The 24,410-nt window shown below is 44.2% G+C and carries 21 protein-coding genes and 4 tRNA genes; 13 read left to right on the forward strand and 12 right to left on the reverse strand.

The genetic code is table 11. The features are described 5' to 3' along the window. Positions 1 to 17: 17 nt before the first annotated feature. Positions 18 to 1,001: a phenylalanine--tRNA ligase subunit alpha gene (gene pheS / locus BSR11_RS04245; protein WP_004395419.1), complete on the reverse strand. Its 984-nt coding sequence runs from the start codon at positions 999 to 1,001 to the stop codon at positions 18 to 20. A gap of 283 nt (positions 1,002 to 1,284) precedes the next feature. On the opposite strand from pheS, the gene BSR11_RS04250 reads away from it, so the two are divergent. Continuing rightward, positions 1,285 to 1,767 carry a GNAT family N-acetyltransferase gene (locus BSR11_RS04250; protein WP_072669367.1) on the forward strand — a complete coding sequence of 161 codons (483 nt, stop codon included), beginning with the start codon at positions 1,285 to 1,287 and terminating at the stop codon, positions 1,765 to 1,767. A 10-nt stretch (positions 1,768 to 1,777) separates the two neighbouring features. Then, positions 1,778 to 2,707 carry a LysR family transcriptional regulator gene (locus BSR11_RS04255; RefSeq protein ID WP_072669231.1) on the forward strand — a complete coding sequence of 310 codons (930 nt, stop codon included), beginning with the start codon at positions 1,778 to 1,780 and terminating at the stop codon, positions 2,705 to 2,707. Positions 2,708 to 2,872: 165 nt separating this feature from the next. Here BSR11_RS04255 and BSR11_RS04260 read toward each other — a convergent pair. From BSR11_RS04260 to uvrY, 7 genes are all read right to left on the reverse strand, one after another. Continuing rightward, positions 2,873 to 2,948: transfer RNA gene (locus BSR11_RS04260), tRNA-Gly, on the reverse strand. 37 nt (positions 2,949 to 2,985) lie between these two features. Then, positions 2,986 to 3,072 (reverse strand) — tRNA-Leu (locus tag BSR11_RS04265). 47 nt (positions 3,073 to 3,119) lie between these two features. Then, positions 3,120 to 3,195, reverse strand: a tRNA-Gly gene (locus tag BSR11_RS04270). A 2-nt stretch (positions 3,196 to 3,197) separates the two neighbouring features. Next, a tRNA-Cys gene (locus BSR11_RS04275) sits at positions 3,198 to 3,271 on the reverse strand. Positions 3,272 to 3,622: 351 nt separating this feature from the next. Beyond that, positions 3,623 to 4,180 carry a CDP-diacylglycerol--glycerol-3-phosphate 3-phosphatidyltransferase gene (gene pgsA, locus BSR11_RS04280; RefSeq protein WP_072669232.1) on the reverse strand — a complete coding sequence of 186 codons (558 nt, stop codon included), beginning with the start codon at positions 4,178 to 4,180 and terminating at the stop codon, positions 3,623 to 3,625. 46 nt (positions 4,181 to 4,226) lie between these two features. Next, entirely contained in the window at positions 4,227 to 6,056 is a 1,830-nt protein-coding gene (gene uvrC, locus BSR11_RS04285; RefSeq protein WP_072669233.1) for an excinuclease ABC subunit UvrC, read from the reverse strand. After that, the gene (gene uvrY, locus BSR11_RS04290) at positions 6,056 to 6,700 is read right to left on the reverse strand and encodes a UvrY/SirA/GacA family response regulator transcription factor (RefSeq protein ID WP_072669234.1); all 645 of its coding nucleotides are present in this window, start codon (positions 6,698 to 6,700) and stop codon (positions 6,056 to 6,058) included. Before uvrY ends, uvrC begins: the two co-directional genes overlap by 1 nt. A 582-nt stretch (positions 6,701 to 7,282) precedes the next feature. Here uvrY and BSR11_RS04295 point away from each other — a divergent pair. The 3 genes from BSR11_RS04295 to BSR11_RS04305 all read left to right on the forward strand — a co-directional run bounded on the left by BSR11_RS04295 (position 7,283) and on the right by BSR11_RS04305 (position 12,426). Beyond that, complete coding sequence (locus BSR11_RS04295) at positions 7,283 to 7,765, forward strand: DUF3015 family protein (protein WP_072669235.1); 483 nt, start codon at positions 7,283 to 7,285, stop codon at positions 7,763 to 7,765. Positions 7,766 to 7,893: 128 nt separating this feature from the next. Continuing rightward, on the forward strand, positions 7,894 to 9,759 hold the full coding sequence (locus tag BSR11_RS04300; protein WP_072669236.1) for an Lnb N-terminal periplasmic domain-containing protein: 1,866 nt from the start codon (positions 7,894 to 7,896) through the stop codon (positions 9,757 to 9,759). A gap of 303 nt (positions 9,760 to 10,062) precedes the next feature. Beyond that, on the forward strand, positions 10,063 to 12,426 hold the full coding sequence (locus tag BSR11_RS04305) for a DNA polymerase II (RefSeq protein ID WP_072669237.1): 2,364 nt from the start codon (positions 10,063 to 10,065) through the stop codon (positions 12,424 to 12,426). An 11-nt stretch (positions 12,427 to 12,437) separates the two neighbouring features. Here the strand turns inward: BSR11_RS04305 and BSR11_RS04310 are convergent, their stop codons facing one another. Next, on the reverse strand, positions 12,438 to 13,205 hold the full coding sequence (locus BSR11_RS04310) for a nucleotidyltransferase domain-containing protein (RefSeq protein ID WP_072669238.1): 768 nt from the start codon (positions 13,203 to 13,205) through the stop codon (positions 12,438 to 12,440). 204 nt (positions 13,206 to 13,409) lie between these two features. On the opposite strand from BSR11_RS04310, the gene yeiP reads away from it, so the two are divergent. Together yeiP and BSR11_RS04320 are read left to right on the forward strand one after the other, a co-directional pair. Next, positions 13,410 to 13,976, forward strand: a complete 567-nt coding sequence (yeiP, locus tag BSR11_RS04315) for an elongation factor P-like protein YeiP (RefSeq protein WP_072669239.1) — start codon at positions 13,410 to 13,412, stop codon at positions 13,974 to 13,976. A 2-nt stretch (positions 13,977 to 13,978) separates the two neighbouring features. Next, a complete protein-coding gene (locus BSR11_RS04320; RefSeq protein ID WP_004395430.1) occupies positions 13,979 to 14,299 on the forward strand; it encodes an HI1450 family dsDNA-mimic protein in 321 nt (106 codons plus the stop codon). A 129-nt stretch (positions 14,300 to 14,428) separates the two neighbouring features. Here the strand turns inward: BSR11_RS04320 and yqfB are convergent, their stop codons facing one another. Beyond that, positions 14,429 to 14,728: a N(4)-acetylcytidine aminohydrolase gene (gene yqfB, locus BSR11_RS04325; protein ID WP_072669368.1), complete on the reverse strand. Its 300-nt coding sequence runs from the start codon at positions 14,726 to 14,728 to the stop codon at positions 14,429 to 14,431. 257 nt (positions 14,729 to 14,985) lie between these two features. Here yqfB and hutC point away from each other — a divergent pair, with 257 nt between their 5' ends. The 5 genes from hutC to hutH all read left to right on the forward strand — a co-directional run bounded on the left by hutC (position 14,986) and on the right by hutH (position 21,585). Further along, a complete protein-coding gene (gene hutC, locus BSR11_RS04330; protein WP_072669240.1) occupies positions 14,986 to 15,711 on the forward strand; it encodes a histidine utilization transcriptional repressor HutC in 726 nt (241 codons plus the stop codon). A gap of 230 nt (positions 15,712 to 15,941) precedes the next feature. Next, complete coding sequence (gene hutI, locus BSR11_RS04335; RefSeq protein ID WP_072669241.1) at positions 15,942 to 17,144, forward strand: imidazolonepropionase; 1,203 nt, start codon at positions 15,942 to 15,944, stop codon at positions 17,142 to 17,144. After that, positions 17,137 to 18,204 carry a formimidoylglutamase gene (gene hutG / locus BSR11_RS04340; protein ID WP_072669242.1) on the forward strand — a complete coding sequence of 356 codons (1,068 nt, stop codon included), beginning with the start codon at positions 17,137 to 17,139 and terminating at the stop codon, positions 18,202 to 18,204. The genes hutI and hutG overlap by 8 nt, the downstream gene beginning before the upstream one ends. Before the next feature lie 120 nt (positions 18,205 to 18,324). Beyond that, positions 18,325 to 20,022: a urocanate hydratase gene (gene hutU, locus BSR11_RS04345; protein ID WP_072669243.1), complete on the forward strand. Its 1,698-nt coding sequence runs from the start codon at positions 18,325 to 18,327 to the stop codon at positions 20,020 to 20,022. A 12-nt stretch (positions 20,023 to 20,034) separates the two neighbouring features. Continuing rightward, a complete protein-coding gene (hutH, locus tag BSR11_RS04350; protein ID WP_072669244.1) occupies positions 20,035 to 21,585 on the forward strand; it encodes a histidine ammonia-lyase in 1,551 nt (516 codons plus the stop codon). A gap of 111 nt (positions 21,586 to 21,696) precedes the next feature. On the opposite strand, the gene BSR11_RS04355 is transcribed toward hutH, so the two are convergent. Together BSR11_RS04355 and BSR11_RS04360 are read right to left on the reverse strand one after the other, a co-directional pair. Further along, complete coding sequence (locus BSR11_RS04355) at positions 21,697 to 22,275, reverse strand: YagU family protein (RefSeq protein WP_240004040.1); 579 nt, start codon at positions 22,273 to 22,275, stop codon at positions 21,697 to 21,699. Positions 22,276 to 22,674: 399 nt separating this feature from the next. Continuing rightward, the gene (locus BSR11_RS04360) at positions 22,675 to 23,565 is read right to left on the reverse strand and encodes a LysR family transcriptional regulator (protein ID WP_072669245.1); all 891 of its coding nucleotides are present in this window, start codon (positions 23,563 to 23,565) and stop codon (positions 22,675 to 22,677) included. A gap of 99 nt (positions 23,566 to 23,664) precedes the next feature. Here BSR11_RS04360 and BSR11_RS04365 point away from each other — a divergent pair, with 99 nt between their 5' ends. After that, complete coding sequence (locus BSR11_RS04365) at positions 23,665 to 24,291, forward strand: short chain dehydrogenase (RefSeq protein ID WP_072669246.1); 627 nt, start codon at positions 23,665 to 23,667, stop codon at positions 24,289 to 24,291. Positions 24,292 to 24,410: the final 119 nt, after the last annotated feature.

Consider the following 24,410-nt stretch of genomic DNA (forward strand, 5'->3'; position numbering starts at 1 on the left):
AGTGATAAGCCTCTGGATTACTTGAATTGTTTAAGGAAACGCAGGTCGTTTTCGAAAAACGAACGTAGATCGTTCACGCCATAACGCAACATCGTTAAACGCTCTACTCCCATACCAAAGGCAAAACCTGAGTACTGCTCAGGGTCAATACCGACACTGCGCAATACATTTGGATGAACCATACCGCAACCCAGTACTTCTAACCATTTACCGTTCTTACCTTTCACATCCACTTCAGCGGAAGGCTCGGTAAAAGGAAAATAAGAAGGACGGAAACGCACTTCAACTTCTTCTTCAAAGAAGTTGCATAGAAAATCGTGCAAAATGCCTTTAAGCTGAGCAAAGTTAACCTTTTCATCGACCAACATGCCTTCGACTTGATGGAACATTGGTGTATGAGTCTGATCATAATCATTACGATACACACGACCCGGAGCAATAAAGCGGAACGGTGGTTTACCGTTTTCCATAGTACGTATCTGTACGCCAGAGGTGTGAGTACGCAACATCAAATCAGGATTAAAAAAGAAGGTATCGTGATCGGTACGCGCCGGATGATCAGCAGCAATATTTAACGCATCAAAGTTATGGAAGGCATCTTCAACTTCAGGGCCAGACTCAACGCTAAAGCCTAATTCACCAAAAAAGTTTTCGATGCGTTCAATCGTGCGGGTGACTGGGTGTAAACCACCATTATCGATACGACGACCCGGTAAAGTCACGTCAATCGTTTCAGCCGCTAACTTCGCTTCTAATTCAGCGCGTTGTAAAGCATCTTTACGCAGTGAAATCGCTTTTTGCACGGTTTCTTTGGCAACGTTGATCTCTTGACCTGCGGTACGACGCTCTTCTGGTGGTAATTTACCTAGGCTTTGCAGTTGAGCAGTTAGCTCACCCTTTTTGCCCAGATAATGAACACGCACTTCATCCAGTGCAACTAACGACTCCGCAGCATCAATAGCTGCTGTCGCGTTAGCAATAATCTGTTGTAGATGTTGCATTGTTTCCTCGTCTGCTGATGCGCAGTTTCCTTAAGGCACCCGTGAGGGAATTAAGGGATTCTTGGGTTTTTTAGTAAGCTGTACATAGTAACGAAAGCCGCTGTCAAAGCCAAATTGAAATCACATTTCCTTCATTCTTTGCCTGTTTATTCATCGCTAACTCATCAAGTTAGGAACTTGCAAAATAACTTTTAGTTATAGTGATTTTGTCATAAATTGATTTTGTTCAAATGACGCTGCCCGTTATGGTTAGAACCACAAAGATTATGACCAGAGGTTGATGATGCCATTAACAGTTTTACCCATTGAAGCAGAACACGACGCTGCAATTTGCCAAATTATTAAACAAGTCGGTGCTGAATTTGGTGCAGTCGGCGAAGGTTTTGGACCTGCTGATGAAGAAGTTTTAACTATGAGTAAGTACTACACTCAGGATAGGCATAGCCTATATCTTGTTGCTCTATTAGATAATGATATTGTTGGAGGGGGTGGAATAGCACCTTTTCAAGATAGTGGGAGTGTTTGCGAATTAAAAAAGTTGTTCTTACTAGCCAAAAGCCGGGGTTACGGCGGCGGAAGAATCATCGCCGAACGCTGTCTCGAATTTGCTAAATCTCAAGGGTTTCAGTACTGTTATCTTGATACCCTTTCTAGTATGTCTTCAGCCATTGCATTGTATGAACGATTGGGTTTTGAGCATCTATCAAAACCTCTTGAAGGTACTGAACATGGTGGTTGTGATGTTTGGATGATGAAAAAGCTATAATCAGGATACTATGCCTAACTATAAATTGCTGCCGACCCTATATGCTCTATTAGAGACCAAAAATCTCACGGATGCTGCTAAAAAACTGAACGTTACTCAACCCGCTATCAGCAAAACGCTTAAACAACTGCGCGAAGAGTTTCAGGATCCGTTACTTATCAGGCAAGGACAGCAATTTATATTAACCAAACGGGGAGAATCATTACTGGCACTTCTCCCTTCCGTATTTACACAACTGGAACAACTTTATCAACCTGCCGATTGTGAAGTGCATAAAATTCAGCGGCCATTTAATCTCGCGCTCAATCATTTTATTTCACCAGATATTCTGCCCCAACTTTGCCGAGAGTTTCATCAACAAGCCCCCAGTGCTCGACTCAATACAACACTATGGCAAGATCGTGCACTCAGCGAGTTAGCGGAAAGCCAAGTAGATTTACTAGCCACATTATCTGTTATTGTTCCTGAAAATTTACATGGTAAAAAATTAGCCAGTGATCAGTATGTCGTCTGTCGTTGGTCACAGCGTATCGAGCAGAATACAACACTCACACTTGATGACTACTTTCGAGCAAGGCATATTTTAGTCAGTGGACTTCATACGGAAAGCTTACAAGTTGATACGTTATTTCAGCGCTATCGAAAAAAACGTCAGATCTTTGCCACGTTACCTTCAATTCGCCTTGCCATTGAAACCATGATTGGTACCGACTGCTTGGTTACGTTACCATTACATATCGCCGCTCAATACGCCCAAGTGTACCCAGTGACCCTTTTTCCTACGCCTTATGAGCTGCCTCGGCACGATTATTACTTACTTTGGCATGCAAAACACCATCACTCACTTGAACATCGCTGGTTTCGTGAATTCTGCTATCAGTTTTTTCAACAAGATATCAAAGACAAACAAGATATTGGCTACTCACTACTGGTCTCTTAGTCACTGCTTGTTTACTCCAGTATTGAATAAATTTTCTAGGCTATAGTTCAATCAATCGGACGTCCGCAAATCTGAATATGATACTGTTTATTAAAACGTAAGTTTTTCAACAGAAAATAGTTAAAATAAAAAAGCCCAGCCATTTCTGGCTGGGCTTTTTTATTTTGGAGCGACACACGAGGTTCGAACTCGTGACCTCAACCTTGGCAAGGTTGCGCTCTACCAACTGAGCTAGTGTCGCATTAAGTAAGTGATCTTATCACATTACTATTTAAAAATGGTGCCCCGGGCCGGACTTGAACCGGCACGACTCGAAAGTCGAGGGATTTTAAATCCCTTGTGTCTACCAATTTCACCACCAGGGCACACTTATTTTTTAATTTAGCACCGCTTTTGCCATGCTAATATAATTTGGAGCGACACACGAGGTTCGAACTCGTGACCTCAACCTTGGCAAGGTTGCGCTCTACCAACTGAGCTAGTGTCGCAATGGAGGCGCGTCCCGGAGTCGAACCGAGGTTCACGGATTTGCAATCCGCTGCATGACCACTCTGCCAACGCGCCTTCGAAACTCAAACCGCTTGCTTCTTTATCGCGTTGCTCTTGAGTACGGGATGCATTCTACGGATTCGATGCGATCAGTCAATAGAATTTTTTTGCTTTTTGAATCGTTTGATTACTTTGCATTCAAAAATGGTTTTTTTGTTTATTTTTTTAGCAAAAAGTCTCTATTTATCCAGAACATAACAAGCAAAAATCTACTTTTACTAGATTTTTGATTAGCTGCTATCAATCCGTAATCGACGATAATTAATCAACAAGAAACACGTGATAAAAAAATAATCGCAACCAAGCTCAGTAGACATCCAACTCGTCGGTGTTCAAAAATAGAAAAACGGGCCAATGCCCGCTTTTCTAGTGATGTTCTTCATTTAGCAAATCATTTTTCGCCGCTGCTAAGTATTGTGCCATAGACCAATACGTTAAAATAGTCGCGACATACAGAGCTATAAATCCTAACCAAACCATCCATTGGTCGTAGCGCCAGATCAAAATCCACAATGCAAACATTTGGCTGACGGTCTTTACTTTACCAATCCAAGAAACAGCCACACTAGCGCGCTTACCGATTTCAGCCATCCATTCTCTTAAGGCAGAAATAATAATTTCTCGGCCAATCATGGTCACCGCGGGGATGGTTATCCATATTGAATGATAATACTCGGTGATCAAAATCAGCGCAGTAGCGACAAGAACCTTATCAGCAACCGGATCAATAAACGCACCGAAACGCGACGTTTGGCCAAGTTTTCTCGCCAGCATACCATCTAGCCAATCGGTAAAACCTGCAACAAAAAAGATCATGGCAGCCGCAAAGGGAGACCAACTATAAGGCAAATAAAAAACAACGATGAAGACAGGGATGAGAAAAAGTCGCAACAACGACAAGATGTTAGGAATATTTAAACGCATAATAGTAGGCTCTGATCAATGGCGCGTTAATGGTGCTGCATTTTGACTATGGTTTCAATGCTTGATAAATAATTTCTGCTAAAGAGTGACTAATACCCGGCACCTTGGCGATTTCTTCAACAGTCGCACGCTTAATTTCTTGCAAGCCTCCCATGTATTTCAATAAAGCTTGCCGACGTTTAGGCCCCACGCCTTCAATCCCTTCTAACGTACTGGTACGTCGTGTTTTACCTCGTTTAGCACGATGTCCGGTAATAGCGTGATTATGGCTTTCGTCGCGAATGTGTTGGATAAGGTGTAATGCAGGCGCATCACTGGGTAAATGAAACTCATCGCCCTCAGTGGTGATTAATGTTTCAAGGCCAGGTTTACGAGTAATCCCTTTTGCTATACCAATCAATTGTGGCCGCTTCGGCCAATCTTGCCAACATTGAGTAATGATCTGTAACGCGCGATTGAGCTGACCTTTACCACCATCAATAAATATCACATCCGGAATTTTATCCACATCCAATTGCTTTGCGTAACGACGCTCTAAAGCTTGGGCCATGGCTGCGTAATCATCACCGCCAGTAATTCCAGTGATATTAAAACGGCGATATTCTGCTTTGATTGGCCCCTCTTGATTAAATACCACACAAGAAGCAACCGTACTTTCTCCCATAGTATGAGAGATATCAAAACATTCCATACGAGCTATATTCTCTATACCTAATACACGCTGCAGCTCATTAATACGCTGCTGAATGGTCATCTTATGATTCAGCTTACTGGTCATCGCGCTCAAGGCATTGGTGTTTGATAACTTCAAGTATCGGCCACGAGTACCGGTCGGATTCACATGAAAATAAACGTTATGCCCAGCTAATTCACTCAGTGCCTGCTGTAATGATTTAGTCTCTTTTAGTAATCCCTGATTAAGAATGATCCGACTGGGAACGACTCTGCTATCAGTATGATTGAGATAATATTGGCTTAAAAAGCTCTCGAATACTTCTTGCGATTCAGTATTGGCTGGAATTTTTGGAAAAAAACTACGACTCCCCAACACCTTACCTTGACGGATCATTAAAATATGGATACAAGCGAGCCCTTTTTCTTGCGCAAAACCAAGCACATCCAGATCATCTTGTGAATCTTCAGCCACAAACTGCTGTTCTTGGACACGGCGAATCGCTTGAATTTGGTCACGAAACTTTGCCGCATCTTCAAAACGTAATGCTTGACTAGCCGTCTCCATTTTTCGAACCAACACTTCCAAAACTTGCTTATCTTTTCCTTGCAAGAACAGCCGTACATAGTTCACTAACTCGGCATAATCTGCATCAGAAATAAGGCTACTCACACAAGGAGCCGCACAGCGGCCTATTTGATACATTAAGCAAGGGCGAACACGATTGCTGTACACGGTATCTTCACATTGCCGCACTGGAAATATTTTTTGAATCAGGTGTAACGTTTCTCGCACCGCACCAGAATCTGGATAAGGGCCAAAATACTCACCTTTGCGTTTTTTTGCACCGCGATGAGAAGAGAGACGAGGATGCTTGTGCGCACTAATAAAGATATAAGGATAAGATTTATCATCCCGCAGCAACACATTATATTTGGGTAAATACTGCTTGATGTAGTTATGTTCGAGGATCAACGCTTCGGTTTCAGTATGCGTTACCGTGACGTCAATTTTATTGATATGGCTGACTAAAGCGCGAGTCTTTTCACTATCAACTTTACTACGAAAATAGCTAGACAGTCGCTTTTTAAGATCTTTGGCTTTACCAACATAAATCACCTCAGCCTCAGTGTTATACATACGGTACACACCGGGCTGATGGGTGACATTTTTTAAAAAGGAAGCAGAATCGAAATCAGCCACTACAACTTCTCTGTATCGAGCATCCCATGTCGAATGGCTAAATGAGTTAACTCAACATCGCCATTGATATCTAGTTTGGCAAATAAACGATAACGATAACTATTGACTGTTTTAGGGCTAAGACTAAGTTGCTCAGAAATATCGGTTACTTTTTGGCCTTTAGTGATCATCATCATGATTTGTAACTCACGTTCTGATAGACCAGCAAACGGATTTTCAGAGGCAGGTGAAAATTGGCTTAGTGCCATTTGCTGAGCGATTTCAGGAGAAATATATCGCTGGCCACTATTCACAATACGAATAGCGTTCACCATTTCATCGGGCGCGGCACCTTTGGTCAAATAACCAGCAGCACCAGCTTGCATCACTTTGGTTGGGAACGGATTCTCAGTATGAATAGTGAGCACAATGATTTTTACGTCTGGATTAAAACGCAAAATCTTCTTAGTGGCTTCCAATCCACCAATACCGGGCATATTCATATCCATTAATACAATATCAGTGTGATTACTACGACACCACTTTACTGCATCTTCACCGCTATCCGCTTCCCCTACTACGTTCATTCCACGGACGTCTTCAATAATACGTCGTATCCCTGTGCGAACCAGCTCGTGATCATCTACAAGGAAAACACTTATCAAACTTGTATCTCCACACTTATCTATTCGCTCTGCATCTTATCGTGTTTAAAGATGCAGCATGGCCGCTTAGTCTAACCTAAATGGCTAGCTCGCTGCCAATGAATATGTGCCGAAAGCACACGTTTGGCAAGTATTTCTTTTACAAACTGTGCAGTTTAATAGGCAATTAGGCTCTCATTAAAACGTTTCTACTCAACACCATAAATCGCTAACATTAAATTTAGCAAACAATCAGTAGCAAGCATAACCAAATCCAATTAAGCAGAGCAATCATGGTGATGATTGAAGAATATATTCCCTTATTCCCACACGATATGAAGATGATGAAAAAACACTCCTTTATTTTACAAATAAGGTTAATACTGAACAAAGATCATACCAAATAACCGTTTTTTGAGAGTGCATCGTAACTTTAGATTGAAAATGCAGTCAATTTCATATATTTATAAGTCCCATCAATTAATTTCGAATATACACCGTTTATTATTTGCTCACTGAGTCATTACTCTTTGTCCCGATTGAAACGGGTACCGCTATTTGGAATAGGTTGATATTAAAACGATAATCTTAAGGATATAAAACATGAAAAAACTATTCGCAGTGGCCGCTCTTGTAGCACTCCCTTTTTCTAACGCAGTCATGGCAGACTCTGATATTGGTTGTGGTGTCGGCACTATGATCTTTGATGGTAAGGAAGGTAAAGTGTTTAAAGTACTGGGGGCAACCACTAACGGTACTTCTGGTAACCAAACCTTCGGTATCACTTTTGGTACATTAGGTTGTGATGGTACTGGCACAATCAATTCTGCCCAAAAACTTGCGCTATTTATCGATGGTAACCTTGATAACCTTGCACGTGATATCGCACGTGGTGAAGGCGAAACACTGGCAACGCTTTCTGAAGTTTGGGGAATTCAAGCTTCTGATAAAGCAGCATTTAATCAACTAGCAAAAGAAAATTTTGCCAACGTTTTCCAATCTGAAAACGTGACTTCACAAGAAGTCTTTACTAATCTAAATGCTTTAGTTGCTCAAGATCAAACCCTTGCTGCTTATACTATCTAATCGCTTATTCCTGACCAAAGCGAAAACCTAATCTAATGGTAGAGTTTTCGGTTGATGAATAAGCTACCTCTAGAGTGCCCGATAAGGGCACTCTTTATTTATTTTCGCCCCCAACGAACACGATAAGTATGAGACTTTCTGCTAGACATTGTTGCCATTGGCGCTCCTTAGGGTTTTTCTTACTCAGTATGGCATTAACTCGCCCCGTACTAGCCAGTTCCGAACTGAATACGATGGAGCTCGCGATACACCCCTATTGGCTAAAATTAGGTCACTATCTGCCGCGATGGGGAGGATATCGCAGTACCATCGATTCAACACCGTTTTTCCTTGCACCTAATGGTAAAACCAATCCACAGGCCGAATTGCAAGCTACACTCGATAAACTTTATCATTCTGACCCTGCCATAGCAGAGCAAGCACGTTGCAGTTATCCCGCACGTTTTACATGGATAGAATCCCAATTAGGCCGCAAAGCTCAGCTTAATTGTCCCGAGTTAGATAATTGGCGCAGCGTACTCGATCCTGCAGGAATGACCTTGGTTTTTCCTACCGCGTTTATGAATAATCCCTCTTCGATGTTTGGTCATACCCTGCTACGAATTGATGCGAAAGATCAAACTCGTCATCAAGAGCTGGTCGCGTTTGCAATTAATTTTGCCGCCGAACCCGAAGGCAATGACAACCCTGCATTATATGCGATGAAAGGTTTGTTTGGTTTTTATCCGGGCAGATTCACTGTAATGCCTTATTATCGTAAAGTGCGTGAATACAATGACATTGAGTCACGAGATATTTGGGAATATCCTCTAAATTTAACGGCGCAAGAGGTCGAGCGAGTGCTACTGCATTTATGGGAAATGCAACTCGCCGAGTTTGATTACTATTTCTTGGATGAAAACTGCTCTTACCAACTGCTCGCTTTGTTGGAATTGGCTCGTGATGATCTTTTTCTGGTTGAGGACTTTCCCTTTCAAGCGATTCCATCGGATACTGTCAACGCCTTAGCTAAACGAGGCTTGATTGATACCCCTCGTTATCGAGAATCATTCGGTACACGTTTAATTCATCAATCACAACAAGTCTCTCCAGAGCTTTTTCAAGCAGCAAAACTGGCGACCCAAGGTCAATTCCCTGATCCTAACCAATTTAACGCGCAAGAATTAGCCACCATTTATGAATTTGCCTATGAGTGGCTTAATTTTCAATTGTATGATCAAGGCTTGGAACGCGATCCAACAGCTCAGCGACTAACCAAATTGTTACGACTGCGTAGCCAAATCAACGCCCCATCACCTTTTGAGCCTGTACCGATACCGGCTTTTTCTCCTGAACAAGGGCATGGTTCGGCGCGATTCGGGGTTGGTGGGCAATATTGGCACCATACTCCATCGGCATTAAACCTTGAATGGCGCGCCGCTTATCACGACTTATTAGATGCTCAACAAGGCTTTATTCCTGGCGCGCAAATTAGCTTTTTGGATCTGCAATTAAGCCAAGACCAAAATAGCACCACTCGTTTAGAAAAGTTGTATCTGCTTGATGCCATGACGGTAGCGCCAAATCACAATCTATTCTCTAGTGCATCATGGAATATGCGAATTGGCTTTGACCGTCAGCCGAGTCAACAACAACGTCAAGGACGATGGTTTTTGCAAGGTGGTTATGGACAAGCGTGGGGCGATCCTAACCGTCTGCATGGCTATGGATTAGCATCATTGGCATTCAATCATGGTTCACTGACCGATTATCGTTTCACTACTGGTGCGGGGATTGAGGCTGGCCTACTCTGGCAAGCGGCAGATAAGCATCGTTTAGGGCTACAAGGACAATACTTAGCTTTATTTAACAGTAATGCTGATCATCATAGCCAGCTTAATGTGACTTGGAACTGGAGTCTTGCTCGCCATTGGGCACTGCGCAGTGAAGTTCGCTATCAGCATTGGCAACAAGAAGAAATCAGCGCAAAAATCACCGGTTATTTTTATTACTAAGAGCGAAATGTAACTTGCAATATACCCAAACCAATTGGAGTTGCAGGTAGGCGGTAAGTGAGTGATAAATTTGTCTAGAACAATTTGAACAGCCGTAGGCTGGCCTTTGATGGAAGCCACGGATGGTTCTCATCATCCCCATGAACATAGGCCAACATCAACGCCTCCTGACGCTGATAGCAGAAGATGATATTATCTTCTGCTATTTTTTTGTGATAACCCAAAACTACGTGACGTTGACAATACACCTGCAACTTCACGTTGGAAGAGGGTATCTCAATGCTTCAATTAATAAGGTTGACCGTGACTCTCGAATCAGGTTTTGTTCTCACTCGTCAAACAAGAGATATCAATGGCAAAAGTCATATTGAGCTGTGGCTGGCAACCCATCATGGCCCGACACAATTGATTATCGAAGGTGAACAAGCGGTCTTCTTTATCGAGCAATCACAGATCCAAGCCTGTCAAGCCATCGCGACTCAGCAACAGATAACGGTAGATATTCGCCCTCTGCAACTTAAAGACTTTAACCAGCAGCCACTGGCAGGCTGTTATTTTGCTAGCCATCATCAGGCATCTCAACTGGCCCAAGCGCTCCAGCATGCTGATATCATGACGTTAGAAGCTGATATTAAACTGGCTGATCGCTATTTAATGGAGCGATTTATTCAAGGTAGCCTTGAGTTTACGGGCGCGATAACTCATTACGACAACTATCGCCAAGTTCGGCAAGCGAAATGTCGACAAGCCGACTACTTACCACAACTACATGTGGTTTCATTAGATATTGAATGCTCCGAAAAAGGCCTGCTCTACTCCATCGGTTTGCATAGCCCCATCGACAGCCGCGTGATCATGGTCGGCCAACCACAACCTGCTGAAACCACCATCGAATGGGTTGCCGATGAATATCACTTACTGAGTGCGTTAGTCGATTGGTTTCAACGTTACGACCCAGATGTGATCATTGGCTGGAATGTGATTGATTTTGACTTTCGCTTACTGCATAAGCGTGCCGAGTGGCACAAATTAAAGCTGAAACTTGGCCGAGCTAAGCAGGCCAGTTACTTTCGATCGGCTGCGCAAACGAACCAAGGCTTTATTACCATTCCCGGACGCGTGGTACTGGATGGAATCGATACCTTAAAAACCGCGACCTATCAGTTTCGCTCTTGGTCTTTAGAGGCGGTATCCCGTCAACTGTTAGGAGAAGGTAAAGCCATTACTCAACCGCACGATAGAATGGAAGAAATCAATCGCCTTTACCAACAAGATAAACCTCAGCTCGCCCATTACAATCTGCAAGATTGCATTTTAGTCGAGAAGATTTTCCAACATACCCATTTACTAGACTTTGTTATTCAGCGCTCTCGATTAACCGGATTAGAGCTAGATAGGATTGGCGGTTCAGTCGCCGCGTTTACAAACCTCTACCTGCCTCAACTCCATCGTGCAGGTTATATCGCGCCCAACCTACACTCGGAAAACTGGATGGCTAGCCCAGGTGGTTATGTCATGGACTCTCGCCCTGGCTTGTATGACTCCGTATTAGTGTTAGATTTTAAGAGTCTTTACCCGTCGATCATTCGCTCATTTTTGATTGATCCTCTGGGGTTAATTGAAGGGTTAACGATCGACGTTGGCCGGGCATCCCATCAAGCGGTAGAGGGGTTTCGCGGCGGGCAATTTCATCGTCAGCGCCATTTTCTGCCCGCCATGATTGAATCGCTATGGGCCGCACGGGATATCGCTAAGAAAAACAATGAACCTGCCTTTTCGCAAGCGATTAAAATCATCATGAACTCCTTTTATGGCGTACTTGGATCCTCTGGCTGTCGGTTTTTTGATACTCGTCTGGCTTCAAGTATTACCATGCGTGGCCACGAAATCATGAAACAAACCAAAATGTTAATTGAGGCGCAAGGTTATCAGGTCATTTATGGTGATACCGATTCAACCTTTGTTTCATTAGGTGGTGCATTTAACCAAACACAAGCTGACCAAATCGGACGCGACTTGGTCTCGCACATTAACCAATGGTGGACAACCCACCTTGAGCAAACCTACGCCCTGAGCTCTTTTTTAGAATTAGAGTACGAAACTCACTACCGCAAATTTTTAATGCCGACCATTCGCGGCTCAGAAACTGGATCGAAAAAGCGCTACGCTGGCCTAACTAGTGAACACGGCACGGAAAAAATGGTGTTTAAAGGCTTAGAGAGCGCCCGCAGCGATTGGACACCTCTTGCCCAACGTTTTCAGTCTGAACTGTATTGGATGATATTTCACAATGAGCAGCCCGATGAGTATATTCGCACCACCGTAGAGCAAACGTTGGCTGGAGAGTTTGATCACCAATTGACCTACCAAAAGCGGCTACGACGCAAGCTGCACGAGTACCAAAAAAACGTGCCGCCTCAAGTGCGCGCCGCTCGTCTAGCCGACGAAATTAATGCGCGTTTGGGCCGAGCTTTACAATATCAAAACAAAGGCACGATTGAATACTGCATGACACTTAATGGCCCTGAGCCTAAACAGTACTTATCGAGCCCTATCGATTATCAGCATTACATTGATAAGCAGTTAAAACCGGTTGCTGATGCCATTCTGCCTTTTATTAACCGTAAGTTTGAGCAAATTATCGCGCCGCAACTCGGGTTATTTTAATTCCAAGAGCATTAACCTATCTTAAATTCAGTTTTCTTATACTGTTTTACTAACCATGGGCCAAAGCTATCTAATAAACCAATTACCGAACGCTTGGGGATCACTCGCCCTTTCAATAAAATCTTTAAACGGTCAATCTCGGTTTGTTTCTCTGGGTAATAACGTAAAAACTGCTCGCCGCACTGCCGTGGATCATCAAACCAATTTTTGTCCTGATACATGACTAATGAATAACTCGCGCGCAGCAATTTTTTAGCAATCGTCTGCTGAGCATTAACTTGTTGTGCAGTATCATTGGTTTTCGCGATTTTATCACGATAGAACAATAACCAATCTTCAACATCCATATTCCAATGTTTAGCAATTTCCCAACTCGGTTCATAGTCACCAAAACATTCTGCGAGGTTATCGCCATAGACACAAACGCTACAGTGACGCAGTAAAAACCCCCAAGAAAATAAACTGTCTAAACTTGCCACCTCTTTTACTTGCGCAGTTTTAAAACTGATATCAGTAATGAATGCGAAACGCTTTTGAAAACGCCAACGGATGGTATTGATTAATGTCGTGCGAGTATTCTCGATTGAGCCATAAGTCACCACAATCACATCTAGATTAGAGTGATGAGGACGCGCAGTTTTGCGAGCCACGCTACCATACAGATAGACACTATGTAGCTGATCTCCTAATCCAGCGCGCAAAAAAGAGACCAACTCATTAATGGCTGGTTGATAATCAGCTTGGAAAGGCGGCTTTGCATCAATAGGCGACAAGGTCATGCCGTAAAGTAACTCAACAAGTGAAACATAAAGTTATGTTCTCCTATGCACGCGTTTGAATCAATAGCCAAATCATGACTAAGCGTATCTTGCGAAACAACGTCTGTTCCAGCAATTTTTTCTTTTCCGTGGTGCATGAAGCATTTCTTTTCTGAGAAAGCATTCGTTATAATGCGCCGAAATCAAGCACAAAGGGTATTTTCCATGCCAAAGGCAAGTGAACTAAAAAAAGGTTTTGCTATCGTTTCTAACGGCAAAACATTGTTAATCAAAGATATCGAAGTGACCACTCCGGGTGGCCGTGGTGGCTCTAAAATTTACAAGCTACGTTGTACTGACCTAACCACAGGTGCTCGCGTCGACGAACGTTATAAATCTGACGATTTTCTTGATACGGTAGAGATGAACAAACGCAATGTTTCTTTCTCTTATGTCGATGGTGATGACTATATCTTCATGGATAATGCAGATTACTCACAATTCACCTTCAAAAAAGCCGATATCGAAGATGAACTGCTGTTTATCACCGAAGAAATTCAAGGTCTACAAGTGGTACTGGTTGATGGTAAACCCGTTGCCATCGAATTACCGTCTTCTGTAGAGATGGTGATTGAAGAAACCGATCCATCAATCAAAGGAGCGTCTGCTTCTTCACGCACTAAACCAGCGCGCTTTGCCACAGGTCTAGTGGTACAAGTACCTGAATACATCGCTAACGGTGATCGCATTGTGATCAATACCGCTGAGCGTAAATACATGAACCGAGCGTAAACATGACAGACTTACTCTCTTACGATGAAGCCATCGATACCGCATACGACATTTTTTTAGAAATGGCGGAAGATAATCTTGAACCGGCAGATGTGTTACTGTTCGTCGCTCAGTTTGATGAGCGCGGCGCAGCTGAGGTGGTTGATATTAGTGATGATTGGGATGCGGAAGTGGGCTTTAGCGTCGACAAAGAGCGCTATGCGGAAATTTGCATAGGTTTGGTCAATGAGAGTAATGACGTACTGGATGACGTTTTTGCACGTTTATTGCTGAGCCGAGATCCTGAACAAAAGTTTTGTCATATTCGCTGGAAACGTGACTAATATTCGTTTTGTTAGCCGACTAATCTAGGTTAAGCCACTAAGCGACAATGCCAACTCAGTACGAGTTGGCATTATTTTTATCCTAACCGAAAAATCGACTGAGCATGGCCGCTAAGTAGCCAAAGATCGTTATTCGACTAGTTGGTAATGAATCACATACAACTCTTCTATCCCTGGATAGATATCGCTGATCACCTGTTTTAATTCAGTTAAAGTCATATTTTCTTGCTGAGCATGAAACTCATTTAAGTCATCAAACAGGATGGGTTCAATATTGATGATCTTTAAACGGCAAAACCAACGCCCTTCTTCTAAGGTACTCACTTCAACAATAGAACCCGGCTGATAATCTTTCTCGCTGTGATCGCGAATAGTGATGACTTTTTTCTCCGTTAAAATATCGTTTTCAAACCGCGAAAAGAAAGTCATTTCGGTGGGTATGCTGGTCGAGGATGCGAGCATATTTTTCTCTCTTATTAGCACATAAAGAGCTAACACTATAACGGATAAGCCTACGGCTGTTCAAATGGGTTCCAGACAAATAGCTGACTCATTTACACGTCTATCTACAACCCCGAGTAATTTGCGCATAGCCGTATCTCCTGCCTAAATACGAACAAATAGACTTGCTTTTTTTAGCTCGCTCATCAATCATTTGTATAGATAAATAAATGTAATGGATTTGTATGCCAACCTCACCTCTGTACCAACAAATTAAACAGCACATTATTCACCAGATCGAATCCGGCCAATGGCCAGTTGGTGAACGGATCAGCACCGAATTGGAATTAACTGAGCAATTTTCTGTCAGTCGCATGACGGTCAATAAAGCGATTCGAGATTTAGTATCCGAAGGCCGCTTGCAACGTCGTCCACGGTTAGGCACCTTTGTCTGCGCCGTACCAGAAAAAGCCGAATCTCCACTGTTAGATATACGTAACATTGCCGAGGAAATCGTCAGTCGAGGTCAGCGTTATCATAATAAAGTTCGCGCTCATCAATCTTTAATTGCCGATGAAACTCTTGCCACTCAACTGGGAGTAATGCTGGCTACTCCATTGTTTTATAGTGAAATATTGCATTATGCGAACGACCAACCATTACAACTTGAAGTTCGCTGGGTTAACCCTAGGCATGCCCCTGACTACCTTCAACAAGACTTTACTCATATTACGCCTAACCAATATCTTTCCGAGGCCTGCCCGCTCAGTGCTATTGAGCATACGGTCGAAGCTTTGATCGCCGACAAGCCAATCAGCGAAGCGCTGCTACTCAAAGCTAACGAACCTTGCTTGCTGCTTAATCGCCGAACTTGGAGTGGTGAGCATTTAGTTAGCTTCGCTCAGCTCTATCATCCGGCCAGTAAGTACAAATTGAGCTCGAAAATTGTCTATCCACAACCACAGACCTGATCACATTTTCGTAACATAACTATTGCATTCATCATCTGTTAACCCTATTAATTGTATATACATTAAATCATCCTTAACGACCTAATGTTACCTGTTTGGAAAAATCGTCCTCAAACAGTCGAAAACTCAGCGATTGAATTGAGATGAACGAACGTAGCCAATGTCGCTGCAGCTTCAAGTAGCAAGGAAGTCGGTATCATCGCGAGCCTCTGGCTCGCTAAGTAGGGGAAATGGAACACGTCTTAACCAATGCGCGTATAGTGAGTATGCAAGCTGGTGATATCGGCTATCAACCCAGTGAGCCGCTTTCAATTGTCATCCGTGACGGAAAAATTGCCGACATCACCACAAACACCTTCGCCGACCATCCACAGCGAACCAATTGCCAAGGCCAGTTAGTCACTCCGGGACTGATTGATTGCCATACGCACCTTATCTATGCAGGTCAACGAGCCAACGAGTTCGAACAACGCTTAAATGGCATTTCTTATCAGACGATTGCCGCCCAAGGAGGCGGAATCATGGCAACGGTGCAAGCGACGCGCCAAGCCTCACAAGAGCAATTAACCGAGTTAGCACTGCCTCGCTTAGATGGTTTATTACGCAGCGGGATCACCAGTGTAGAGATCAAATCTGGCTATGGGCTGACGCTTGATGATGAAATTAAAATGCTCAAAGCCGCGAAAGCGTTGGAAGCCCACCGCCGAGTGAAAATCACCACCACCCTACTTGCTGCCCATGCCGTACCACCTGAGTTTGCCGGTAAAGCCGATAGTTATGTTGATTTCATTTGTCAAACTATCATTCCACAAGTGGCAGAGCAGCAATTGGCAAGCAGTGTCGATGTGTTTTGTGAGTCGGTAGGCTTTAATCTTAAGCAAGCTGAGCAAGTATTTCAGTGTGCCATTGAGCATGGTTTAGCGATTAAAGGCCATACAGAACAGTTGTCCAACCTCGGTGGTAGCGCTTTAACGGCGCGCTATAACGGGCTATCGGTCGATCACATTGAGTATCTCGATGAAGCTGGAGTACAAGCATTAGCACAATCAACGACCGTCGCGACTTTGCTGCCCGGCGCGTTTTATTTTTTACGCGAAACCCGTAAGCCCCCCATCGAATGGTTGCGCCGCTATCAAGTACCCATGGCGATTGCTACCGATATCAATCCTGGCACTTCACCCTTTGCCGACCTGACCTTAATGATGAACATGGCTTGCACTTTGTTTGGCTTAACCCCGCAAGAAGCGCTGCGTGGCGTTACCACGCATGCAGCACAAGCTCTTGGTGTCGCGGCAAGCCGTGGCCAAATTGCAGTCGGCTATGATGCCGATTTGGCCTTCTGGTCACTTAATCATCCTGCCGAATTGAGTTATCAAGTTGGTATCCCTTATTTACAAGCCCGTATGGTTGATGGAGAGCCCTGTCATGACTAATTCCGTTTCCCCTTCCCATCTTTATCAGTGGCAGGGTCGTGATGATGTTGAAGATGGTGAACTTGGTAAGCGAGTCCACCATGTCATGCAAATAAAACACCTTGATGAATTAACCGAGGCCTCTCATAGCGTTGCATTGGTTGGTTTTGAATGTGATGCCGGTGTTGAGCGTAATAAAGGGCGGATCGGCGCAAAACATGCACCGAATTTAATTAAACAAGCATTAGCCAATTTAGCCTGGCACCATACCAGCTCGTTATGCGATTTGGGCAATATTCACTGCCATGATGATGACTTAGAGCAATCCCAACTCCGTTGTGCGCAGTTAATTGCTGACGGTTTAGAACACTCACCAGTGATTGTGCTTGGCGGTGGTCACGAAGTGGCGTGGGCGAGTTTTCAAGGGTTGGGCAAACATTTACTCAAACAAGGCATGAAAACGCCAAAGATCGCGATCATCAATTTTGATGCTCACTTTGATCTCAGATCCTTTAGCAGTGAGAAGATATCTATCAAGCCCAGCTCTGGCACCCCGTTTATGCAAATCGCTGATCACTGCCAACAAATCGGCTGGGATTTTCATTACGCCTGCTTAGGTGTCAGCCGCGCGAACAATACGACCGCTCTATTCCAGCGTGCCGATCAGCTTGGTGTTTGGTATGTCGATGATAAAACCCTGAACGAGCGCAATCATGCTGCGTTAATCGAGAAAATGGATGCATTTATCGCCGATTGTGATTATCTCTACTTAACCATTGATCTCGATGTCTTTCCAGCGGCGACCGCCCCCGGTGTCAGCGCTCCTGCCGCCCAAGGTGTTAGCTTAGATAATTTCCATCTCTACTTCGATCATCTATTGCAACACCATATCAGTAAACTGCTGATTGCCGATCTGGCTGAATATAACCCGAGCCATGATATCGATAATCAAACGGCGCGACTTGCTGCTCGTCTGTGTTGGGAAATCGCCAGTGCTATGACTGAGTACCAAGATCAGCAACACGCTACCACATCATCGGTTGAAGTTCAGAGTGCTAACTCTCCTTCTGATAATATTTAAAGTTCAATCAAACGACTCACTCATTATCGGCCCCAACACAGGCTGAGTGGGTCATTCATCTATCCTCGATGATAAAAAGGGTTTGACCCGTAAACGGAACCATGAATAAGGAGCAACACCATGTCACAACCACCCAATAACGATACTCGTTTAGATACCACTCGTACTATTCGTGCTCCGCACGGCACGACTCTGCGCGCGAAATCTTGGTTGACCGAAGCACCACTACGCATGTTAATGAATAACTTAGATCCTGAGGTTGCCGAACATCCTCATGCATTAGTGGTATACGGTGGTATTGGCCGCGCGGCGCGCAACTGGCAATGTTTCGATAAAATCGTCGAGGTATTAGAGCGTCTTGAAGAAGATCAAACGCTGTTAATTCAATCGGGCAAACCAGTGGCGGTGTTCCCAACCCATAAAAACGCACCACGAGTGTTGATTGCTAATTCAAACTTAGTCCCTCATTGGGCGAATTGGGAGCATTTTAATCAGCTCGATAAACAAGGACTGATGATGTATGGGCAAATGACCGCTGGCTCATGGATTTATATTGGTTCACAAGGCATTGTCCAAGGCACTTACGAAACCTTTGTCTCGGTTGCCAAACAACATTTTGATGGTCAAGCCAAAGGGCGTTGGATCTTAACCGGTGGACTCGGTGGTATGGGCGGTGCTCAGCCACTCGCAGCTACCATGGCAGGATTTTCAATGATCGCCGTTGAATGCGATGAATCACGCATTGATTATCGTCTACGTACTGGCTATGTCGATAAAAAAGCCACTAGCTTAGATGAAGCGTTAGCCATTATTTATGAATCAGAGACGCCCGTCTCGGCCGGTTTATTAGGTAATGCCGCGGATATTTTCCCGCAGTTAGTTGAGCGTAATATCACGCCCGATGTGGTGACCGATCAAACTTCAGCTCATGACCCACTCAATGGTTATTTACCGCAAGGCTGGACGATGGAGCAAGCCGCGCAGCGTCGTTTAGAAGATGAAGCTAAAGTCACGGCAGCCGCTAAAGCTTCGATGGCCACTCAAGTACGAGCCATGCTCACCTTGCAGCAACGTGGTGCGGCGACCTTAGATTATGGAAATAACATTCGGCAGATGGCTTTAGAAGAAGGCGTAGCTAATGCGTTCGACTTCCCCGGTTTCGTTCCTGCTTATATTCGTCCCTTATTTTGTGAAGGCATCGGACCATTTCGCTGGGCGGCTTTATCGGGCGATCCGGAAGATATTTATAAAACCGATCAAAAAGTTAAAGAACTCATTCCTGACAATCCTCACTTACATAATTGGCTCGATATGGCTCGTGAGCGCATCCAATTTCAAGGGCTACCCGCGCGTATCTGCTGGGTGGGTTTAAAAGACCGTCAACGGCTTGGACTCGCATTTAATGAAATGGTCAAAAATGGCGAGCTAAAAGCGCCCATCGTTATTGGTCGTGATCATTTAGATTCTGGTTCAGTGGCAAGCCCTAACCGAGAGACCGAAGCGATGCTTGATGGCTCTGATGCCGTCTCTGATTGGCCATTATTGAATGCACTACTCAATACGGCCAGCGGTGCGACTTGGGTTTCTCTTCATCATGGTGGCGGCGTGGGTATGGGCTTTTCACAGCACTCAGGAATGGTGATCTGTTGTGATGGCAGTGACGATGCGGCCGAGCGCATTGCCCGGGTGCTGCATAACGATCCTGCTACCGGCGTAATGCGTCATGCTGATGCTGGCTACGACATCGCCAAGCGCTGCGCGGCGGAACAAAAACTCGATTTACCTATGCTTAACGCAGAGTTGGCTCAATTAAAATAATAAGGATAACCCATGCATCACTTAACCATTACTCCCGGCGAGATGACGTTGAGCCAGCTACGCCAAATTAACTCATCCCCTGTCTGCTTGAGTTTAGATCCCAGTGCTGTCCCGGCGATTGAACAAAGTACCAAAGTGGTCGAGCAAGTGATCACAGAAGGCCGAACCGTGTACGGGATCAATACCGGTTTTGGCCTATTGGCTAACACCAAAATCGCCCCTGAAGATCTAGAAACGCTGCAAAAAAGTATTGTCCTTTCCCACGCTGCTGGCATTGGCGCATGGATGGATGATGACACCGTGCGTTTAATGATGGTGTTAAAAATTAACAGCTTAGCACGCGGCTTCTCAGGCATACGTTTGTCGGTTATTGAAGCTTTAATCACTTTAGTTAACCATCAAGTCTACCCCTGCGTACCGCAAAAAGGCTCGGTGGGAGCTTCAGGTGACCTAGCTCCTCTCGCCCACATGAGCACCGTATTGCTCGGTGAGGGACAGGCACGTTATCAAGGGGAGATCATTGACGGTGCTCAGGCACTGCGCATTGCTGGTCTATCACCGATTACTTTGGCACCTAAAGAAGGACTGGCGCTGCTCAATGGCACTCAGGCCTCAACAGCTTTCGCGCTGCAGGGTTTATTTATGGCCGAAGATCTGTTCGCCTCGGCAACCGTCTGCGGCGCCATGTCCGTCGAGGCGGCGTTAGGCAGCCGTAAGCCATTCGACCCACGCATACATCGCGTGCGTGGTCATCGTACCCAAATGGATGCTGCCGCCGCCTATCGTCATCTACTTGATAGCCGCAGTGAAATTGGCGATTCACATTCAGGCTGCGAAAAGGTGCAAGACCCCTACTCGCTACGCTGCCAACCACAAGTAATGGGAGCATGTTTACAGCAAATTCGCCAAACTGCGGAAGTGCTGTGCGTTGAAGCGAATGCGGTGTCTGATAATCCTCTGGTGTTTGCTGATGATGGCGATATTATCTCTGGCGGTAACTTTCATGCCGAGCCAGTGGCAATGGCGGCCGATAACCTCGCTTTAGCCATCGCCGAAATCGGTAGCTTGTCAGAAAGGCGCATGGCGCTGTTGATTGATAGTGCGCTGAGTAAATTACCGCCCTTTTTGGTCGATAATGGCGGCGTTAACTCAGGGTTTATGATTGCCCAAGTGACCGCAGCCGCACTAGCGAGTGAAAATAAAACCTATGCGCATCCTGCCTCGATTGACAGTTTACCCACTTCAGCGAATCAAGAAGATCACGTCTCCATGGCAACCTTTGCCGCCAGAAGACTGCGTGATATGGCAGAAAATACCCGTGGTATTTTGGCGGTCGAATATCTCTCAGCTGCGCAAGGATTAGATTTTCGCGCGCCGCATCGTTCTTCTGAACGTATTGAATTGGCCAAGCAGATATTACGCGCCAAGGTGCCGTTTTATGATAAAGACCGCTACTTTGCACCAGATATACAACAAGCGAACGAGTTACTTAAACAAGCGGTGCATAATAGTTTAATGCCTGAAGGACTGCTGCCAAGTGTTACTCATCATGTAACCATGTGATAATCATAGGTAACCCACTTACACAGGGATTGATCGGCAGATCAATCCCTGTGTTATATCAGCGCAGCTTGCATTCGATTAGCTTATAAAATGTCCGCCATTATAAACAACCTACTTCGCCCAATTACCTATTATCGGTTTTCCAAGCAGCGCTAAGACGGCAATAAGGCTCACCTCAATCGAAACAGACCAGCAAACATGGCCGATCATTTCGCTCCAAAACTCATAACCATTAAGATTCCATAACCATCCTACTTGCCCGTCAAGATACGCAGGATGTCGAAAACCTAATGCTGGGATCAATAGGCCATGCATAACTAAGGTAATTATAATTCCGTACGCCATCCCGTACCAAAGTCTTATCTTGGGTACTATGGCTGAGATAAAAATATAAACAAAGGCAAAAGCAAAACTAAATAGCCAGTGATAAAGCATAACCGCACCAGGGATAGTAATGCCTTGATAAACATAATCCAGCGAATGAGAGTTTACTCCTAGCCATCCTAACCAAGCATCAATATTCGCGGCAGGCGGCGATATTTCACCCGCTATACGTGGCGGCATATTAGCCTCAGTACCTGATTTTACGAGAGAACTAATAAAGCCCCCAATAAAGGTAGCAAGCACCAAAACCATGGCATTTTTTTTGTCGAAAATAAAATCAAATCTATTCATATTTTGAGAGGACATTCTCGAGATCCTTTTTGGCTCGCGCAATTTCTTGCACTGTCAGTAAAAACACGACCATCCACTGTTGGTTTCGAAGATAGCTGTGCAGTAAACATCATATGCTCATGTGATTTCAGTGTAGCTGTAGTTATGTGCATACTGCAAAATAACTATAACTTTCTACATACCTGAATAAATCATTAACAAGGCATAAAGTGCCCAACTCACTCCAAGCTAATGACTGCAAATTCTAGAAATTCAAGGGATAATATTTGTGGGTATGCATCGAATAACTCTGTTATTCATCAAATCGACCCATGCGCGACGAAAAAAGGAACGATTAATGCATATAATAACTTAGTGTCCTATCATTAATTTTGCCAAGTAACGATATAAAAAGCGTTCTCTAGTCAACACTTTTTACTGGATCAGATAATTAGGGTTATCTTGAAACCATTGAAAAATAGTCTCCTGCAAATCTCGTAACTTTTTGGGGTATAACCTTTGCTTAGCATATACCATGTAAAGTTCATAAGGTGCGATTTGCCACTGTGGTAAAAGGACGATTAAATTGCGCTTTTCCACCTCTTCTTCTACTAGGTAGAACGGCAGCATTGCGATACCAAGCCCACTTAAAGTTAATAAATGAGTGGTGGCATAGTTTGAACTTCTCACTATGGGAGCAACGGCGACTTCACATAGTTGATCCTGTTGTTGAGTTAAAAGCCATTCACTTTCACCAGAAGAGAGCAGTTGATGCGCTTGCAGTTCATTGGGATGCAAGATCGACTGTGATTGTAAATACTCAGGGGATGCAACTAACACATAGCGAATGCGACCTAGAAAACGGGCAATAAGATTGTCGCTGTGCGCGAGTGTAGTACGCAAGCCAAGATCAAAACTACCAAACTCAATATCTTGTAAAGACCTTTCAAAACACAATTCCAATCTCACTTGAGGATAAGCCGCGAGAAATTTACCTAGCATGGGGGGAAGTAATTTGTTGCCCAACTCGTTGGGTGCGGTCAGTTTTAGCTTTCCACAATTATCTTGAGTGAGATCTTTTATGATCTGTTCGGCTTCATGAGCTAGGCTATCAATCTCACAAGCTTTCTCATATAAAGCTTGGCCTGCTTCAGTTAATGATAGTCGTCGAGTTGTTCTATGCATTAACTGACATCCCATCACTTGCTCTAGCGATTTTACATGCCTTGATAGCTGTCCTTTGGAAATATCTAATTGTTCTGCGGCAGCACTAAAGCTACTCAGTTTCGTGACAGCCATGAACGATTGTAGATGGGTGAGATTCATATATTGGATTCATTTTTACAACAATGTAGTTATTTTAAGCGCTTTTTTAGCCTTTTTACTAATACTAGTATTGTTTCTGTATTAATTAAGAGGTGTACGATGAAAGTTGTTATTGTTGGATCTGCAGGTAAAGTTGGGCAAGGGGTTGTTAAACTATTCAGAAATAACGGGCATGAAGTTATTGAGGTCAATCGTTCACAAGGTGATGTTTTTATGGATCTTCGAGATGTCGGATCACTGCAGAAAGGTTTTGCGCAAATAGGCAATGTGGATGCCATTATTGCTACCATGGGGGAAGTCGCGTTTAAGCCGTTTGACATGCTGACACATGATGACTGGATCCAAGGTTTCAAGAGCAAACTGCTTGGGCAAATTCAGTTAACACAAATTGGCAGTCGTTATCTTAACGCTGAAGGGAGTATCACTCTGACTAGTGGAATTATTGCCGATGTTCCAATTAAGGATGGCGTCAGTGCGGCGACCATTAATGGCGCGCTTGAACATTTTGTCTCTGCTGTTGTTGCTGAATTACCCTCAAAGCAAAGGATTAACATTGTCAGCCCAACGGTATTAACGGAATCTTTGGGAACCTATCAGGAGTATTTCCCTAGTTTCGTATCGATTGATGCTGAGAGTTTAGCTCAAGTCTACATGCGGTCTGCGCTGGGGCGAGAAAATGGCCGAATTTTAAAAGCCTTCTCTAATTATGGAGTGATGAGTGTCTAAGCATCTTTGCTAAGCAATACTCAAATAGCAGAGACTCAGTTGCTCACTGTCAATGCAGATCAAGCAATGTATTTGCTTGGTCTGCGACCAAATGTTCGGGTCAGTTTCGATACCAGATT

It is taken from the genome of Vibrio injensis (assembly GCF_001895205.1).
GTDB lineage: Bacteria > Pseudomonadota > Gammaproteobacteria > Enterobacterales > Vibrionaceae > Vibrio > Vibrio injensis.

What these genes read in the sequence shown, in the direction of transcription:
- hutH (WP_072669244.1), top strand. Translation starts at nt 20,035, where the DNA reads ATGCATCACTTAACCATTACTCCCGGCGAGATGACGTTGAGCCAGCTA.
- hutG (WP_072669242.1), top strand. Translation starts at nt 17,137, where the DNA reads ATGACTAATTCCGTTTCCCCTTCCCATCTTTATCAGTGGCAGGGTCGT.
- BSR11_RS04300 (WP_072669236.1), top strand. Translation starts at nt 7,894, where the DNA reads ATGAGACTTTCTGCTAGACATTGTTGCCATTGGCGCTCCTTAGGGTTT.
- hutC (WP_072669240.1), top strand. Translation starts at nt 14,986, where the DNA reads ATGCCAACCTCACCTCTGTACCAACAAATTAAACAGCACATTATTCAC.
- BSR11_RS04365 (WP_072669246.1), top strand. Translation starts at nt 23,665, where the DNA reads ATGAAAGTTGTTATTGTTGGATCTGCAGGTAAAGTTGGGCAAGGGGTT.
- BSR11_RS04295 (WP_072669235.1), top strand. Translation starts at nt 7,283, where the DNA reads ATGAAAAAACTATTCGCAGTGGCCGCTCTTGTAGCACTCCCTTTTTCT.
- BSR11_RS04255 (WP_072669231.1), top strand. Translation starts at nt 1,778, where the DNA reads ATGCCTAACTATAAATTGCTGCCGACCCTATATGCTCTATTAGAGACC.
- BSR11_RS04320 (WP_004395430.1), top strand. Translation starts at nt 13,979, where the DNA reads ATGACAGACTTACTCTCTTACGATGAAGCCATCGATACCGCATACGAC.
- BSR11_RS04360 (WP_072669245.1), bottom strand. Translation starts at nt 23,565, where the DNA reads ATGAATCTCACCCATCTACAATCGTTCATGGCTGTCACGAAACTGAGT.
- BSR11_RS04250 (WP_072669367.1), top strand. Translation starts at nt 1,285, where the DNA reads ATGCCATTAACAGTTTTACCCATTGAAGCAGAACACGACGCTGCAATT.
- pheS (WP_004395419.1), bottom strand. Translation starts at nt 1,001, where the DNA reads ATGCAACATCTACAACAGATTATTGCTAACGCGACAGCAGCTATTGAT.
- yeiP (WP_072669239.1), top strand. Translation starts at nt 13,410, where the DNA reads ATGCCAAAGGCAAGTGAACTAAAAAAAGGTTTTGCTATCGTTTCTAAC.
- BSR11_RS04355 (WP_240004040.1), bottom strand. Translation starts at nt 22,275, where the DNA reads ATGTCCTCTCAAAATATGAATAGATTTGATTTTATTTTCGACAAAAAA.
- yqfB (WP_072669368.1), bottom strand. Translation starts at nt 14,728, where the DNA reads ATGACTTTCTTTTCGCGGTTTGAAAACGATATTTTAACGGAGAAAAAA.
- BSR11_RS04310 (WP_072669238.1), bottom strand. Translation starts at nt 13,205, where the DNA reads ATGACCTTGTCGCCTATTGATGCAAAGCCGCCTTTCCAAGCTGATTAT.
- hutI (WP_072669241.1), top strand. Translation starts at nt 15,942, where the DNA reads ATGGAACACGTCTTAACCAATGCGCGTATAGTGAGTATGCAAGCTGGT.
- hutU (WP_072669243.1), top strand. Translation starts at nt 18,325, where the DNA reads ATGTCACAACCACCCAATAACGATACTCGTTTAGATACCACTCGTACT.
- pgsA (WP_072669232.1), bottom strand. Translation starts at nt 4,180, where the DNA reads ATGCGTTTAAATATTCCTAACATCTTGTCGTTGTTGCGACTTTTTCTC.